Source organism: Acinetobacter portensis, from assembly GCF_023158935.1.
GTDB lineage: Bacteria > Pseudomonadota > Gammaproteobacteria > Pseudomonadales > Moraxellaceae > Acinetobacter > Acinetobacter faecalis.
The window spans coordinates 72,419-88,254 of record NZ_CP096121.1 but is presented as its reverse complement, the minus strand read 5'-3'; the positions used below and the strand labels follow the sequence as shown (position 1 = coordinate 88,254).

At 40.3% G+C, this 15,836-nt stretch carries 15 protein-coding genes; 9 read left to right on the top strand and 6 right to left on the bottom strand.

Features of this window, described 5'->3' with window-relative positions:
* Positions 1–289 precede the first annotated feature (289 nt).
* From MZO21_RS13240 to MZO21_RS13230, 3 genes are all read left to right on the top strand, one after another.
* Positions 290–1,453, top strand: coding sequence for an efflux RND transporter periplasmic adaptor subunit (locus MZO21_RS13240; protein WP_032073150.1), 1,164 nt, complete (start codon positions 290–292; stop codon positions 1,451–1,453).
* Entirely contained in the window at positions 1,453–4,554 is a 3,102-nt protein-coding gene (locus MZO21_RS13235; RefSeq protein ID WP_032073149.1) for a multidrug efflux RND transporter permease subunit, read from the top strand. Before MZO21_RS13240 ends, MZO21_RS13235 begins: the two co-directional genes overlap by 1 nt.
* A gap of 113 nt (positions 4,555–4,667) precedes the next feature.
* Complete coding sequence (locus MZO21_RS13230) at positions 4,668–6,182, top strand: MFS transporter (RefSeq protein ID WP_032073148.1); 1,515 nt, start codon at positions 4,668–4,670, stop codon at positions 6,180–6,182.
* Positions 6,183–6,285: 103 nt separating this feature from the next.
* Here the strand turns inward: MZO21_RS13230 and adeS are convergent, their stop codons facing one another.
* Together adeS and adeR are read right to left on the bottom strand one after the other, a co-directional pair.
* Entirely contained in the window at positions 6,286–7,392 is a 1,107-nt protein-coding gene (gene adeS, locus MZO21_RS13225; RefSeq protein ID WP_032073131.1) for a two-component sensor histidine kinase AdeS, read from the bottom strand.
* Entirely contained in the window at positions 7,382–8,110 is a 729-nt protein-coding gene (gene adeR, locus MZO21_RS13220) for an efflux system response regulator transcription factor AdeR (protein WP_032073130.1), read from the bottom strand. The genes adeS and adeR overlap by 11 nt, the downstream gene beginning before the upstream one ends.
* Positions 8,111–8,382: 272 nt before the next feature.
* Between adeR and MZO21_RS13215 the strand changes: the two genes are divergently transcribed.
* From MZO21_RS13215 to MZO21_RS13205, 3 genes are all read left to right on the top strand, one after another.
* Positions 8,383–9,458, top strand: a protein-coding gene (locus MZO21_RS13215; protein ID WP_085946061.1) for an IS3 family transposase whose coding sequence is annotated in 2 segments (ribosomal slippage) — positions 8,383–8,635 and positions 8,635–9,458 — 1,077 coding nt in all. Because the reading frame shifts where the segments join, the coding sequence is not laid out codon by codon here.
* A 96-nt stretch (positions 9,459–9,554) separates the two neighbouring features.
* Positions 9,555–9,857: a type II toxin-antitoxin system RelE/ParE family toxin gene (locus MZO21_RS13210; RefSeq protein ID WP_000286964.1), complete on the top strand. Its 303-nt coding sequence runs from the start codon at positions 9,555–9,557 to the stop codon at positions 9,855–9,857.
* Positions 9,858–10,139: an addiction module antidote protein gene (locus tag MZO21_RS13205; RefSeq protein ID WP_000985609.1), complete on the top strand. Its 282-nt coding sequence runs from the start codon at positions 9,858–9,860 to the stop codon at positions 10,137–10,139.
* Positions 10,140–10,218: 79 nt separating this feature from the next.
* Here the strand turns inward: MZO21_RS13205 and MZO21_RS13200 are convergent, their stop codons facing one another.
* A complete protein-coding gene (locus MZO21_RS13200; protein ID WP_248104014.1) occupies positions 10,219–10,638 on the bottom strand; it encodes an SMI1/KNR4 family protein in 420 nt (139 codons plus the stop codon).
* Positions 10,639–10,815: 177 nt separating this feature from the next.
* On the opposite strand from MZO21_RS13200, the gene MZO21_RS13195 reads away from it, so the two are divergent.
* From MZO21_RS13195 to nadS, 3 genes are all read left to right on the top strand, one after another.
* A complete protein-coding gene (locus MZO21_RS13195) occupies positions 10,816–12,141 on the top strand; it encodes an ISNCY family transposase (protein ID WP_139850444.1) in 1,326 nt (441 codons plus the stop codon).
* 123 nt (positions 12,142–12,264) lie between these two features.
* Positions 12,265–12,585 (top strand): type II toxin-antitoxin system RelE/ParE family toxin, encoded by a 321-nt coding sequence (locus MZO21_RS13190; RefSeq protein WP_000897307.1) that lies wholly within the window; start codon positions 12,265–12,267, stop codon positions 12,583–12,585.
* Positions 12,578–12,850: a NadS family protein gene (gene nadS / locus MZO21_RS13185; protein ID WP_000369781.1), complete on the top strand. Its 273-nt coding sequence runs from the start codon at positions 12,578–12,580 to the stop codon at positions 12,848–12,850. Before MZO21_RS13190 ends, nadS begins: the two co-directional genes overlap by 8 nt.
* Before the next feature lie 145 nt (positions 12,851–12,995).
* Here the strand turns inward: nadS and tnpC are convergent, their stop codons facing one another.
* The 3 genes from tnpC to MZO21_RS13170 all read right to left on the bottom strand — a co-directional run bounded on the left by tnpC (position 12,996) and on the right by MZO21_RS13170 (position 15,390).
* Complete coding sequence (gene tnpC, locus MZO21_RS13180) at positions 12,996–14,600, bottom strand: IS66 family transposase (RefSeq protein ID WP_248129700.1); 1,605 nt, start codon at positions 14,598–14,600, stop codon at positions 12,996–12,998.
* A 74-nt stretch (positions 14,601–14,674) separates the two neighbouring features.
* Entirely contained in the window at positions 14,675–15,010 is a 336-nt protein-coding gene (gene tnpB, locus MZO21_RS13175; RefSeq protein WP_004780063.1) for an IS66 family insertion sequence element accessory protein TnpB, read from the bottom strand.
* On the bottom strand, positions 15,007–15,390 hold the full coding sequence (locus tag MZO21_RS13170; RefSeq protein ID WP_019836977.1) for a transposase: 384 nt from the start codon (positions 15,388–15,390) through the stop codon (positions 15,007–15,009). Before MZO21_RS13170 ends, tnpB begins: the two co-directional genes overlap by 4 nt.
* Positions 15,391–15,836 lie beyond the last annotated feature (446 nt).

The window sequence follows — 15,836 nt, the reverse complement described above, 5'->3', positions numbered from 1 at the left end:
GTGTATAAAGAAACTATGTATTGTATTTTCAATTGCTTATATAAATATTAGTCTTGGTTTAGAATTTTAAAGTTCATGAACTATGAGAAAAAACTAAGATACGATCAAAATTGTAGAACAACAAAATTATTTATACTAATTTACAAGCCACGCTGTTTAAGCGTGTCATTAAAAAATAAATCTTTTAATCTCTCCACACAATCTCCACACAATCTCCACACAACATCAGCAATTCATAAACACTGCTATTTCAAAATAGTAGTATCTAAAACCCCCCCTCTGAAAAAGCATGTCAACACATTATCATTTAATAGGTTCAATACTTATTACAACTGTACTTTTAATCGGCTGTACACAAGCCAAAGATGCTGAACAGTCCCCAACAGAAATGCCACCAGCGGTTGTCAGTACCATCACGGTATTACCGCATTCCATGAATTTAATTGAAAATCTTCCAGGCCGTGTTGTCGCTTACCGTATTGCTGAAATTCGCCCGCAAGTAGGTGGAATTGTTGATAAAGTACTTTTTAAGCAAGGCTCTTATGTGCAAGCAGGTCAACCGCTTTTTAAATTGAATTCTGAAATATTTCAGGCAGATGTAAAAAGCAATCAAGCCACTTTAAACCGTGCACAAGCTGAGGTGACACGTTTGCAGGTGCTGTTAAAACGCTACACTGAATTAGTAAAAGTAAATGCGGTTAGTCAGCAGGAATACAACAATACCGAAGCAGATTATCAAAAAGCAAAAGCCGATGTGGCGCAAATGCAAGCCATGTTAAGCAGACAACAACTTAATCTTAAATATGCGACTGTTACAGCCCCTATCTCGGGAACGATTGGTGAAATCTTAGTGACTGAGGGTGCATTAGTTGGTCAAGGTGATACTAATGCAATGGCCGTAATACAACAGATTAATAAAGTCTATGTTGATGTAAAGCAATCAATTAGTGATTATGAAAAACTACAGGAAGCTTTACAGCAAGGTGACGTGTCAAATACCAAACATACGGTTGAAATCCTAAATAGTCAGGGTAAACCTTATAACGTTACAGGTGAAATCCTATTTTCGGATACTAAAGTTGATCCTGATACGGGTGATGTCACAATCCGTATTTTAGCCAATAATGAAAATCAAAAACTTTTGCCAGGCATGTATGTTCGAGTCAATATGAGCCGAGCTCAAGTTGAAAATGCGCTCCTAGTTCCAGAACAAGCGATTCAACATGATATTAGTGGTAAAGCCAATGTTACGATTGTTAATCAAAAAGGTTTAGCGCAAAGCAAGCCTGTTCAGCTTGGTCAACGTTATCAAAATAACTATGTGATCAAACAAGGGTTACAAGCAGGTGAGAAAGTCATTGTTGAAGGGGCTGATCGTATACAGCCTGAGCAAAAATTAAAAATTAAGCAGTGGCAACCTACAAATATTAAGGAAAATGGAGGACAGCAATAATGTCCCAATTTTTCATTAGGCGTCCTATTTTTGCATGGGTGATTGCTTTATTTATTATTCTGTTGGGTGTACTAAGCATCCCCAAGTTACCTATTGCACGATTCCCAAGTGTTGCGCCACCACAGATTAGTATTACGGCAATCTATCCAGGTGCTACGCCAAAAACATTGAATGATAGTGTTGTGACCTTGATTGAGCGGGAAATGTCAGGTGTCAAAAACTTACTTTATTACAGTTCAAGTTCAGATAGTTCTGGAACAGCAACAATCACCGCAACATTTAAACCAGGTACAGATGTAGAACTTGCACAAATTGATGTGCAAAACAAAATTAAAGCCATTGAGTCACGCTTACCTCAAACAGTGCGACAACAAGGGCTGATGGTCGATGCTGCGTCGTCTGGTTTTTTAATGATGGTGGGCTTAAGTTCACCGAATGGCAAATATAGTGAAATTGATGTCAGTGACTATATGACTCGCTATGTGATTGAAGAATTAAAGCGGGTTGACGGTGTTGGTAAAGTCCAAAATTTTGGTGCTGAAAAAGCCATGCGGATTTGGGTCGATCCAGATCGTTTGGTTTCTTATGGATTGAGTATTCAAGATGTGAATACAGCCATCCAAAACCAAAACTTGCCGATATCACCAGGTCGTATTGGTGATGTTCCTGCTTTGACGGGGCAACAAATTACTATTCCTTTAACTGCTCAAGGTCAATTAGAAACTGTAGAGCAATTCAAGAAAATTAGTTTACGTGCTCAACAAAATGGCGCCAATGTTCGACTGTCGGATGTCGCTCGTGTCGAAATCGGGGCACAGATGTATAACTTTGCGATTTTAGAAAATGGCAAAGCCTCTACAGCTGTGGCGATACAAATGAGTCCTGGTGCCAACGCTGTCAAGACTGCAGAAGGTGTTAAAGCGAAAATTGAACAGTTAGGTTCAGCACTGCCTGATGGTATGAAATTCTCTATACCTTACGACACTGCACCTTTTGTAAAAATCTCGATTGAAAAAGTAATCATGACATTGCTTGAAGCTATGGCATTAGTTTTTATTGTCATGTTTATCTTTTTACACAATGTTCGATACACCTTAATTCCGGCGATTGTTGCACCGATTGCATTGCTTGGCACATTCTCAGTCATGCTGCTTGCTGGTTTTTCGATTAATGTGCTGACCATGTTCGGTATGGTGCTTGCGATCGGGATTATTGTCGATGATGCGATTGTGGTCATTGAGAATGTTGAACGCATTATGGCGACAGAAGGCTTATCTCCAGTTGAAGCCACATCTAAAGCCATGAAGGAAATTACCAATCCGATTATTGGCATCACCTTAGTGTTAGCCGCTGTATTCTTGCCGATGGCATTGGCGTCAGGCTCAGTGGGGATTATCTATCGTCAGTTCACCATTACCATGTCGGTTTCAATTTTATTCTCAGCTTTCCTTGCACTGACATTAACCCCTGCGTTATGTGCAACGATGTTAAAACCGATTGATCAAGACCATCAGAAAAAGGGTGTTTTTGCATCGTTTGATCGCAGTTTTGAGAAGCTGAACAATCGCTATGAACGCAGTTTATTTAAAGTAATTAAACATAAAACCCTCGCAATGTTATGTTTCTTAGGCATTGTCATTGTGCTGATTTTTAGTTTTAAACACGTTCCGACTGCGTTTATGCCAGAAGAAGATCAGGGGTGGTTTATGACTTCGATTCAACTTCCTGCGGATGCAACTCAAGAACGTACCCGTAAAGTCGTTGCTGAGTTTCAAAATTATTTAGACCAAGAAACGGGGATTAAAGACAATATGGCGGTCTTAGGTTTTGGTTTTAGTGGATCTGGTCAGAATACAGCGATGTATTTTACCAATCTATTGCCATTCGAAGAGCGTACTATTACGGCACAAGAAGTCGTGAATAATGCCAATATAGCGATGGCTGAAAGTTCAGAAGGTCAAACCATGTCTGTGTTACCACCAGCAATTGATGAATTGGGTAACTCATCTGGTTTTTCACTGAGATTATTAGATCGTGGCAATATTGGCATGCCTGCTTTAAGAGAAGCACAAGATCAGCTTTTAGCATTAGCAGCACAAAGTAAAATCGTGGCGGAGGTCTATCCTGAAGGTTTGCCAGATGGCAGTTCTGTACAGCTTAAAATTGATAGAGATAAATTGCAGGCATTAGGTGTTAATTTCAGTGATGTGACCGATATTATTTCAACCTCAATGGGTTCGATGTATATCAATGATTTTCCAAATCATGACCGTATGCAGCAAGTCATTGTGCAACTTGATGCCAAATCACGCATGAGTATTGAAGATATTCTTCAGATTAAGGTGAACAGTCAAAGCGGTAAATTGGTTTCAATGTCTGAAATAATTACTCCAATTTGGCAACATTCCCCACAACAATACAATCGTTACAACGGTCGTCCATCATTGAGTATTTCTGGCAGTCCAGCAGCAGGTATATCTTCAGGACAAGCCATGACTGAGATGGAAAATTTGATTGAACAACTTCCGAAAGGTGTGGGTTATGAGTGGACTGGGATTTCTCTAGAAGAAAAACAGTCGGAATCACAAACCTTGTTTTTATTACTGTTGTCGATGTTAGTCGTTTTCCTTGTCTTGGCAGCGCTTTATGAAAGCTGGTCAATTCCATTCTCTGTGATGCTAGTTGTCCCTCTAGGGTTGATTGGCGCCTTTTTAGCAGTAATGTTACGTGGTATGCCAAATGATATTTTCTTTAAGGTCGGCATGATCACGATTATTGGTCTATCTGCAAAGAATGCTATTTTGATTGTTGAGTTTGCAAAAGCACTAAGAGAAGAAGGAATGGGTTTAGTGGAGGCAACCGTTGCAGCCGCTAAATTGCGCTTACGTCCAATCCTAATGACATCTTTGGCATTTACCTGTGGCGTTATTCCTTTAGTCATTGCCAGTGGCGCTAGTTCTGAAACTCAAAAAGCGATTGGTACAGGCGTCTTTGGCGGCATGATCAGCGCAACAATTCTAGCTGTTATTTTTGTACCGATTTTCTTTATTGTCGTCATGAGCATGGTTGAGAAATTCTCGAAACGTAAAGCGGCACATTAAGCATCAAAACTGAGAATAAAAGCTGTGGGTTAACGAGTTTAGCCCACAACAAATCTTTCATTTACATCTTTATTTCAGAATTGATTTAATAAACCATCAATATAGGTTTAATCATGAAAGCTACCAATCTTGATCCGAAACGCTGGTGGATATTGCTCGCTGTCGTGCTTGCATTTCTGCCGATTGTGATTGATATGACTGTACTGCATGTTGCGGTTCCCTCATTAACCCAATCGCTGAGTGCCACAAGTAACCAAGTCTTATGGATTATTGATATTTATCCATTACTTATGGCTGGACTTTTAGTTCCGATGGGAACTTTGGCTGATCGTGTCGGCAATCGTAAGATTCTGCTGATTGGCTTGGTTATATTTGGAATTGCCTCAGTCCTTGCGGCATTTTCCCAAACGGCTTCTATGCTGATTGCCGCACGTGCTTTATTAGCATTAGGCGGTGCCATGATTATGCCCTGTGTATTGGGTATTATTCGCAGAACCTTCGAAGACAGTCGCGAACGTGCCATTGCGCTGGGTATTTGGGGCACAATCGGATCAGCCGGTGCCGCCATTGGACCGCTCATTGGTGGGGGATTGTTAGAATATTTCTGGTGGGGTTCAGTTTTCCTGATTAACGTCCCAATCATGCTGGTTGTCGCACCAATGTGCTATTTCTTATTGTCCCGAAAAGAAGCTATAACCCCTGGACATTGGGCATTTGGTCAAGCGCTATTGCTGATTGTCGGTTTGATTTCGTTTGTATATGCACTAAAAGCAGGCTTAGGCGGTAAACAGTCGTTGTTGATTGTCTTGCCTTTGGTCGTTTTATCTATCGGCTTATTAACCATATTTGTACGCAAACAGCTGAATTCTCCTCAGCCGATGCTAGATCTTTCGCTATTTTCACGTCCTGCTATTTTAGCCGGCATTATTATGGCAATGGTTGCTGCAGGCGCTTTGGCAGGGGTTGAGTTAACTTTGGCAATGGAGCTGCAATATGTCATTCGTTTAACACCGCTGCAAGCCGGTCTTTTTATGGTTCCGATTATGGTTGCGGCCGCTATTGGCGGGCCTATTGCTGGTTTTTTATCCAATAAATTTGGACTCCGTCTGGTTGCGACCATGTCATTAATATTGGCAGCAATTGCGTTGGTCAGTTTGAGTTATTCAGATTTTCATCATCCGGGAATCATCGTTCCCTTTATTTTAGCTTCGATTGGATTAACACTGAGTATTGGTTTAACAGCTTCATCCATTGCGATCATGGGCTCAGTACCTGCAGAAAAGGGCGGTGCGGCAGGTTCACTTGAAAGTACAGGTTATGAACTGGGTACAGGACTAGGTATTACTTTATTTGGTGTTTTCATGGCCTATATATTTGGCAGTCATCTTCAAGTGCCGTCAGATTTAACTGCTGTTTTAGCAGAAAAAGCCAGACTTTCGATTGGTGATACCTATTTAGTGGCGAGCCAGTTACCCGTTGAACAAGGTACAGCATTGATTAACGCAGGTAAAATTGCCTTCAGTTCAGCTCATGTTAATTTATTATTAACAGCAGGGATTATCATCGGGATACTCTCCATTGTGGTATTTTTTATGCTAGCTAAATATCGAGATGAGAATTCATTGTGATGAAATTTATTTGAGGATCATCAAACAGAATGGTTAAGTTCAGACATCAATTTATCTTAAATTTATGGTTTAAATTAAGCCGTATTAATCTGAACTTAACACATTATAAATGAGTTGATGTCTTACGATTTAGTTGAATAGTAAAACAGCTGCCACCTAAGTTTTTGGATTTAGAATAATAAATATGACCTTGGTGTGCTTCAATAATTGCATCAATCACTGCCAAGCCTAATCCAGTACCGCCATCTAGACATGATCTAGAGTCTTCCAGTCGATAGAAGGGTTTGAACAGGTGTTTAAGATGCGATTCATCAATACCAGGACCTTCATCTTCAAACGTCAATACCCAATGTTCTGCTGTGGTTACAGATGTAATATTTATTTTTCCAGCATTCGAATATCTTAGAAAGTTAGAGAACAATGCAATAAAGACCTGTTCCATCCTTCTTATATCAACGCAAACCAATTTATCCGTCAAATTTAAAACAATAGTTAAACCTTTAACATGAAACCGTTCATTAAACATCTGCAGACATTTTTCAATACTATTTTTTAAATTGGTCTTTTCTAGTTCTAATCGTAATTGTTTATTTTCAATAAGTGTCAGTGTCCGTAAATCTTCCACAAGGTAAGATAAGCCTTCGACTTGGTTCAATAAGCTTAGGTGTAAAGCTTTATCGGCAATAAATATACCATCGACAATACCTTGCAAGCGACCTTGTAATATTGTCACAGGTGTTCGTAATTCATGTGCAATTGCAGCATTCCAAACAGTTGAATTCTTAACTGATACTTCAAGTTGGTTTGCCATTTCATTGAAGTTCTCAATAAGAGACTTGATTTCATGTGGAATATCATGATGTGGCTGTTTAATTCTGAGTGCTAAATTGCCTTGTTGAATTTGTTGAATAACATCTGCTAAATCACTAATTGGCTGTGTATAGCGTTTTCCATATTTAAAGGCGAGGATAGTAGAAAGAAAAAAGCCTGTTAATAGCACTAAAAACAGCCAGATAAAGTCAACGGAGGTAACTGAAAATTCATTTGAATTAATAACTTGTGTATTTAGAAAACCTATTTTTATCGCCCAGCTATAAACAAAATAGCCAATCATGAAAGATAACAGCGTAATGCCTAAATTGAATAGGCTCATCATGATAATAAACTGGAAGTTAATTCCAACAGAATTTTTAAAAAAGTTAAATTTCATGATTTTGATCTAAGCGATACCCCACGCCACGGACATTGATTAATAAGCCATTTACATCATTTTCTTCAAGTTTTTTGCGTAATTTGCTGATATGGCTATCTACAGTGCGATCTAAAGCATCACTTTCAGGCATACAGTTTTGGATCAATTCATTACGTGTAAAGACTTTATTCGGTGTTTTTGCCATCAAAAACAGTATCTTATACTCAGTTAACGTAAGGTTGAGCAACTGATTTCTTTGACCATTTGAAATGTAAACTTGATGATGATCTGGATTAATTTCAATATTTCTATAACGAATAATATTAGTTATTTCCATATTTTGGCTTGTACTTCGTCTAAGTACGGCTTGTATTCGTGCAATCACTTCGTTTGGGTTAAATGGCTTAATAATAAAGTCATCAGCACCCATTTTTAGCCCCATGATCTTATTCACTTGATCATCTAAGGCAGTCAGCATAATGACAGGTAAATGACTTGTTTGACGGATGATTTGTAGAATTTCCCAGCCATTTAGTTTGGGTAATTTAATATCAAGGAGAATCAGGTCGATAGAGTTGGCTTTTAGGCACTCTAAAGCTTGTTGTCCATCCAATGCACGGATGACCTGCATGTTTTCATTTTTTATGTATTTTTCAAGAATGTCACCAATATCATAATCATCTTCTACAACGAGAATGACGCTGTTTTCGAAGCTGTGCTGTAGATTTGGATACATATATTTTATCTTAGATGAAGTAGCTATGCATTTTAACATTTAATTGTGTAATGGAGATGATTAGACGAGCAGTCATTTATATTTGTAATTGAGGGGTGACATATAATAAAATTCGTTGCATATCAGTATTAATGAACAAAATGTCAATTATCATTCATTTAACATAATGGCGGTTATACGAAATTCACCGTTTCGAGCCCCGGTAATCCCCCCTAAAAATAATAGGATCTAAAAGTAGAATTTTCTCTTAAGATACGAGCAGGAGATTCTGCATGAAAACATCTAAATTTACTGACAGTCAGATCATGTCCATCTTGAAACAGGCAGAATCTGGCACACCTGTAGCGACCCTTTGCCGTGAACACGGCATGAGTAATGCTACCTTTTATAAATGGCGTGCCAAATATGGTGGTATGGATACATCATTAATGGCTCGACTGAAAGAGCTAGAAGCCGAAAATACCAGACTTAAAAAGATGTATGCGGAAGAGCGATTAAAGGCCGAAATCATCCAGGAAGCGATGGCAAAAAAGTGGTAAAGCCATCTTGCCGGCGTAAGATGGCACAACAGGCAGTTGCCCAGCATGCCATTAGTATTCGTTTGGCTTGTAAAGCATTTGGTATTAGTGAAACCTGCTACCGCTATCAAGCCAATCTCAGCGATGACAATGCACTCATTGCTGAACAGCTCATTGAACTCACTGAGGAAAATTCCGATTGGGGCTTTGGTTTGTGCTTCTCGTATTTACGGCATGTTGAGAGTTGCTGCTGGAATCACAAGCGGGTTTACCGCATTTACTGTGAGTTGGCACTGAATCTGCGTATTAAACCGAGAAGAAGACTAAAACGGCATGCGCCTGAACCATTGAAAGAACCAATCCGAGAAAATCAGGTTTGGTCATTAGATTTTATGCATGATCAGCTTTCCGATGGTCGCAAGTTTCGATTATTGAATGTGATTGATGATTACCGCCGCGAAGGCCTAGCCATTGAAGCAGGGTTCTCATTGCCCACAATCAGGGTTATTCGTACGTTGAATCAATTGCTGGAGTGGCGAGAAAAGCCGTTAGTTATTCGGTGTGACAATGGCCCGGAGTTTATCAGTCACGAATTTGTGCGCTGGGCTACTGAGCACGGTATTCGTATTGAATATATTCAACCGGGTAAGCCACAGCAGAATGCGTATATTGAACGCTATAATCGGACCATACGTTATAGTTGGCTGAGCAAGCATTTATTTGATACTTTGGATGAAGTACAAGATTATGCAACAAACTGGTTGTGGCATTACAACCATGAAAGACCACATCAAGCTAACAAAGGAAAGCCACCTCTAATGGCTGCTTAACCTCTACTTTTAACTTCGGTTATTTATGGGAGGATTACCCCCCAAATATCAAGTTTATTTCTTGCATAAATGTATCCTATAGGATACATTCTACTTATGTACTCAATATATACCACTGAAGTCTTTGATGACTGGTTCACCAAGTTAAAAGACCAGCAGGCAAAAAGACGCATACAAGTCCGAATTGATCGGGTTGAAGATGGAAACTTTGGAGATACTGAGCCGGTCGGTGAAGGTGTTTCTGAATTACGTTTCTTCTTTGGGCCAGGCTATAGGATTTATTACTGCAAGCAAGGGCAAAGGGTTGTTATTCTTTTAGCAGGCGGAGATAAGTCTACGCAAAGTAAAGATATAAAACTTGCCCTGCAATTGGCACAAGATTTAGAGGAGGAGCTATAAATGGCTATTAAACTTCGCAAATGGGACAGTGCTGAGCATCTTAAAACAGAGGATGATATGCAGGCTTACTTACAAGCATGTATTGAAGAATCTAATGGCGATGCCGCATTCATTGCAAAGGCTTTAGGTAACATTGCAAAAGCTAAAGGAATGGCTCAATTATCACGAGATACAGGCTTAGGCCGAGAAAGTCTTTATAAAGCACTTTCTGGTGATGTTAACCCTAGTTTTGATACTGTGATTAAAGTTGTAAAAGCACTGAATTTACGCTTAGCAATTTAAAAAAAGTTATTAAAAAATGGAGCTTTAGGCTCCATTTTTTAATTTCGTATAAGGTGTATTATGTTAATTTTAGAAATTCTTAATTTCCATCTATCCAAACTTGCTTGATCCAATCTGCTAAATCTTCCCACTGCTCATCGCTATATCCATCTGCTGTCCAATATCTAATTTTATGATTAGGAGATAGGCAATAATAACTACCATTATCTTCACAAATAGGTAGCCAATCTTCTGGCAGACCTTGCTCCCTAGCATCATTTAATATCTGAGATAGCCCTCGATAGCATTCTTTCTCATCTGTAAGAGACGCTAATTCAATTTTTCCATAAAAGATATTGCTAATCTCTTTCAAAACTTTTTTATAATCTTTTGGAAAAATAAAACCTATTTTTCGTTCATAAGCAGATATGAAAATATCATCAGGTAGTTCTATGTTTAGACGACTATTCCCAGATAGTTCTTTTAATTCTTGAATAATGTTATCAAGCTTATTTTGCATATACATTCTGCTCTATCGCATTAAAGTTCTTACTACAATTTAACATAATGGCTGTTATGCGAAACGAGATTGTAAGCCCAAAATAGAAATGTCCGGTTTCTCCAAAGTAAAAATGTCCGCTTTTAGAATATGCACTTTTGCGATTATTGAAGCGGACGGTTTGATATGTTGGTGTCTATGTCGGATAAAGAACTTAAACGATTGTCGGTCTTGCAGGAAATCTGCGATCAACGCATAACTCAATCCCAGGCTGCTCAGCTACTTCATATTTCAGAACGTCAGATCAGACGCTTACTGCAGAAATACAAAGCTCAAGGCCCAGCTGCATTAGCCCATGCTGGTCGTGGCCAAACCAGCAACTGCAAACTTCCTGAAGAACTCAGACTCAAGTGCCTCAATATTGTTTCGGATCAACTCCATGGTTTCGGACCCACTTTAGCGCATGAAAAGCTCACTACCGTTCATGGATTCGATCTTTCAGTGGAAACCCTGCGTTGCTGGATGATTGCAGCCGATTTATGGATTCCTCGCTCCAAGCGCCTGAAACGCCCATATCAGCCTCGATATAACCGAGATTGTTATGGTGAACTGGTACAAATCGATGGCTCACACCATGACTGGTTTGAAGGAAGAGCCGCTAAATGCTGTCTGCTAGTCTTTATCGATGATGCCACAGGCAAATTGCAGCATTTACGCTTCTGTGAATCAGAATCAGCCTTTGACTATATGATTTCGACACGCTTGTATGTTGAACAGCATGGTAAGCCTTTAGCGTTTTACAGCGACAAACATTCAGTCTTTAGGGTGAATCAAAGCAGCAAGAAAGACAGCAAGATTACCCAGTTTGGACGCGTACTCAGTACCCTCAATATCGATATCATCTTCGCTAACTCCCCTCAGGCCAAAGGACGGGTGGAACGGGCCAACAGAACCCTTCAGGACCGTCTGATCAAGGAGATGCGCCTGGAAGGTATCAGTTCGATTGCAGATGCGAATAAGTGGTTACCCTGCTTTATTGAGCAGTTCAATCTCAAGTTTGCAAAGATGGCCTTTAATCCTAAGAACTTACACCGCTCTGCCACCGAAACAGCTGAGCAATTAGATGATATTTTTACCTGGCGAGAGCCACGTAGAGTCACCAATAGCCTGACCATTACTTATGATAAATGTGTATATCTCCTGGAGAGTACAGAAGAAAACCAGAGGCTGATTGGTAAATATCTTGAGTTTCTAGAATACCCGGATGGTACTGTAGCCATCATGCATGAAGGCCGGAAGATCAATTACAGCATCTTCGATAAATTAAGTCAGCTCAACCAGCGAGAGATTGTTGAGAATAAACGGTTGGGTGCTGTTCTGAATCATATCCAACAACAGCATGAAGAACTGGAACAACAAAACAAACGCAATCGTTCTCAAAAGATGCCAAGCAGACGTGCACAGAAAACAGCAATTCAACAACGAAATCTGAATCCTGTGCTTGACTTGGAAATGTCCATATAGGACATTTCTATTTGGTTATTAGGTAGGACATTTCTACTTGGGAATAACAGAGATCTACCAGCTCTCGTTTTTTGTTATGGAAACTGCTAAAATTCAAATACGCCATTGACGTATAAAGAGTCCATGTTATTTATTGAAACCAGCATCTTTACCAAGCAAATTAAAGACCTTGTATCTGATGAGGAATATCGTCAACTTCAGCAAGATCTTTTGGTACAGCCTGATAGAGGTGACCTAATCAAGAATGGCGGTGGTATTCGCAAAGTACGTTGTGCTCAAGGTAACAAAGGGAAAAGTGGTGGGATACGGGTGATTTATTATTGGGTCACCGAGGATGATCAGATCTTTTTCTTAGTGGCTTATCCAAAATCAGTAAAAGATAATTTAACAGATAAGGAAACCGCCATTCTGCACCAACTCGTGAAGGAGCAATTTCATGGATAACAACTTATTTGATGACTTGGTTGCTTCAATCAAAGAAGCTGGAGCTATCAAACGTAAAGAAGTTAAAGCAAGCCGAGTTACAGAACTCGAATTGCCTGATATTAAAGAAGTACGTGAAAAAACTGGCTTGAGCCAAAATGAATTTGCTGCACGTCTACATATTAGCCCCCGTACCCTGCAAAATTGGGAACAGGGACGACGCTATCCAACTGGACCAGCAGCTACATTGATTCGAATTTTAGATGCTCACCCAAGCCTTATTTGAAAAAATTACTTAAAAAATGGGAGCTTAAGGCTCCCATTTTTATTTCGTATAAGGTGTATTATGTTAATTTTAGAAAATCTTCACTACTATTATTTTAAAATAAGCCTTATATCCGTAAGCGTCCGCTGAATCCCATACCTATTTTTTAATTCGATTTAGGTTTCCAGCAGTGCGGCAGCAATTCTTCAATCTGGGTCACTTTATGTGTCGGCAGCCTTTTCAGCACATCACTTAAATAGGCATACGGATCCAAGCCATTCAGCTTTGCTGACTGGATTAACGTCATGATGTTTGCCGCTCGCTGTCCACTGCGCAGCGAACCTGCAAACAACCAGTTCTTACGGCCCAATGCCCAGGGACGCATCTGATTCTCGACCCAATTATTGCAAATCGGTAGATTGCCATCATCCAGATAGCGGCTTAAAGCTGGCCAACGCTTCAGAGTGTAATTGATGGCCTTGGCGGTGGGAGAACTCGATGGCACTGTCAGATGATGTTGGTTGAGCCATTCATATAGTTGTTGCATCACTGGTTGACTATGCTGTTGTCGGTATTCGCGGCGGTCTTCCGCTGTACCATCGGTCTTTTTCCTGAGCTCTGCTTCTATCGCATACAGTTTCTGAATCAGCACTAATGCCTGTTCAGCGACCTGACTTTTCCCAGTTACATGCAGTTCATGGAATTTACGACGTGCATGCGCCATGCAGCCCACCTCAATGACATCGCCTGATTTAAAGCGTGCTTTATAACCACTGTAATCATCACAGACTAGATAGCCCTGCCAGCCTTTCAAGAACTCTTCAGCATGCTGGCCTGAACGACTATCCTGAAAGTCATAGATCACCGCCTGAACTGGATTGTACTGTGTAGTGGCATAGGCCCAGACATAACCTTTCTTCGGTTTTTTATTATTCTCACCCATCCGCATGATGGTGACCGGTGTTTCATCTGCATGCAGCACCTGCTGTTGTAGTACCACCTCTTTTAAGGCATTGGCCAGAGGTTCCAGTTCTACACCGCAGCGACCTATCCAGTCAGATAAAGTTGATCTAGAAAGTTCGATTCCCGCCCGCTGATAGATCAGACATTGACGGTACAGCGGCAAATGATCGGCATACTTCGATACCAGCACATGGCTGAGCAATTCAGGTGAAGCAATGCCTTTATCAATCACATAGGCGGGCATCGCTTGCTGAGTCAGAGTGTCACACTGATCACAGACCCATTTACCACGCACATGCTGTTCCTTATAGAACTGTGCCGGTCTGAAATGCAGTTTTTCACTGACATCTTCGCCGATACGACGGAGTTGGCAGCCACAAGCACATTGGGTTGATGCAGGTTCATGCTCAATACGGATGGTGTGTAGATGATCTGGCAGTGGTCGACGTTTAGGTTTGTTGACTGTTGCTTTGTGTGTCGCTGCATTGGTTTTATCTGCATTTAGCCGTTCCAGTTCTAGATCAACCGCGGCAATATCTTCTTCAACCGCTTCATCCCACAGATGGATTTGTTTTGCCGTTAAGTGTTCATTCTTTTGGGCGAATTTGTGCTTTTTAAACAGCGCCAGTTCATGCTCGTATTTTTGATTGAGAATAGAAAGATGCTGAACTTTGGCATCCAATTGCTGGTTTGATTTTTCTAATTCTTGATTTGATTGTGCCAGAGACTGATGCTGCATTGCCAACTGTCTGGTAAATTCCAGCAGTTGTTCATGGGTCAGTTGGTTTAAGTCAGGCAGTGTATTCATGACCGCAGTATGCCTGAGGTCATGAAGAGAATGAAATAGAACGTTTGGAGGATGGCAGAATGGTCGAGCTTGGTTTAGAGCATATTCACCACTTGCTGCAATCCAATTCTCTGCCAGGGCAAACCTTGGATTAATGCCTGTAACTGTTCCGGACTGAGGGCCACGGTTTCACCTTGGTGAACTTGAGCCCAGTGAAATTTACCCTGTTCCAAACGCCGGGCACACAGCCAGATGCCCAGTCCATCATGTACCAACACTTTCATGCGATGGCCACGTTTATTACAGAACAGGTAAGCACAATGCGGTTTGATGTAGCCAAAGGCTCTCACCACCTGGGCCATGGTCGTATCCATACCTGCACGCATGTCCATGGGCTGAGTAGACAACCAGATTTCATCAATGCGGATCATGTTGCAAGTGCCTTGAGTAATTCTGCCAAGGCAGGTATTTCTGATGTCTGCCATTTTAGCTGAATATCATTATTCGTATGAGGCACGGTGATACACAACGTGATCCTCTCATCAATAGGTTGGCTGATTGCAGCAGTGTAAGGCAAAGCAATAAATGCTGGATTCACATGAGTAGGATCTTGCACGGCACCATCATGATGGCTGAAGATCCTGATCCAACGACTGACAAGGTTGGCATTAATACTATGTTGCAGTGCGACCGAAGCGATCGAGGTATTAGGATTTTTACAGGCATTGACAATACTGAGTTTGAATTCTTTGCTGTATGTTCTGCGTTTTTTAGCAACAGGAGGTGTTGCTGAATATATATCCATGTTCATGGATTAAGTCCCCACTTGTTTTTAGGTGGGAACTAAATTAAGGCTTATAGGATCGCTTGGTAAGGCTGTGTTAGCCGGATGCTTACTTATATCCAAGCATAAAACAAGGTTGTCTAGACTTCTTTTAACAGTAAAGTTATCATAAAACTGAATTTTATTTTTTAGGTAAGTTTATGCATTCTATCCGCATTCGTTAAGACACAACTATTTGCATAGTGACACTATTTTATAATGGTGGGCTTTTGTTGTGTCTTTAAGAATATATGCGGATATATAAAGTAAAAGTATGCTTAATTTATAAGTATGCTTTTAGTGCATAGTTTCCAGTTATAACTTAATTGACTAGCTATTTGTCCACCCTGTGGATGAATAGCTTTTTTTTTGGGAGGACACTGTGATGCTAGCTTTTGTTTTCACCTAAATCCTGTTTGCTGCATAAAAAATTT

Excerpts from the sequence above, each read along its gene's own strand:
- MZO21_RS13240 (WP_032073150.1), top strand. The coding sequence starts at position 290 with ATGTCAACACATTATCATTTAATAGGTTCAATACTTATTACAACTGTA.
- MZO21_RS13210 (WP_000286964.1), top strand. The coding sequence starts at position 9,555 with ATGTACTCAATATATACCACTGAAGTCTTTGATGACTGGTTCACCAAG.
- MZO21_RS13230 (WP_032073148.1), top strand. The coding sequence starts at position 4,668 with ATGAAAGCTACCAATCTTGATCCGAAACGCTGGTGGATATTGCTCGCT.
- MZO21_RS13205 (WP_000985609.1), top strand. The coding sequence starts at position 9,858 with ATGGCTATTAAACTTCGCAAATGGGACAGTGCTGAGCATCTTAAAACA.
- tnpB (WP_004780063.1), bottom strand. The coding sequence starts at position 15,010 with ATGATCCGCATTGATGAAATCTGGTTGTCTACTCAGCCCATGGACATG.
- tnpC (WP_248129700.1), bottom strand. The coding sequence starts at position 14,600 with ATGAATACACTGCCTGACTTAAACCAACTGACCCATGAACAACTGCTG.
- MZO21_RS13170 (WP_019836977.1), bottom strand. The coding sequence starts at position 15,390 with ATGAACATGGATATATATTCAGCAACACCTCCTGTTGCTAAAAAACGC.
- MZO21_RS13200 (WP_248104014.1), bottom strand. The coding sequence starts at position 10,638 with ATGCAAAATAAGCTTGATAACATTATTCAAGAATTAAAAGAACTATCT.
- MZO21_RS13190 (WP_000897307.1), top strand. The coding sequence starts at position 12,265 with ATGTTATTTATTGAAACCAGCATCTTTACCAAGCAAATTAAAGACCTT.
- MZO21_RS13235 (WP_032073149.1), top strand. The coding sequence starts at position 1,453 with ATGTCCCAATTTTTCATTAGGCGTCCTATTTTTGCATGGGTGATTGCT.
- adeS (WP_032073131.1), bottom strand. The coding sequence starts at position 7,392 with ATGAAATTTAACTTTTTTAAAAATTCTGTTGGAATTAACTTCCAGTTT.
- MZO21_RS13195 (WP_139850444.1), top strand. The coding sequence starts at position 10,816 with ATGTCGGATAAAGAACTTAAACGATTGTCGGTCTTGCAGGAAATCTGC.
- adeR (WP_032073130.1), bottom strand. The coding sequence starts at position 8,110 with ATGTATCCAAATCTACAGCACAGCTTCGAAAACAGCGTCATTCTCGTT.
- nadS (WP_000369781.1), top strand. The coding sequence starts at position 12,578 with ATGGATAACAACTTATTTGATGACTTGGTTGCTTCAATCAAAGAAGCT.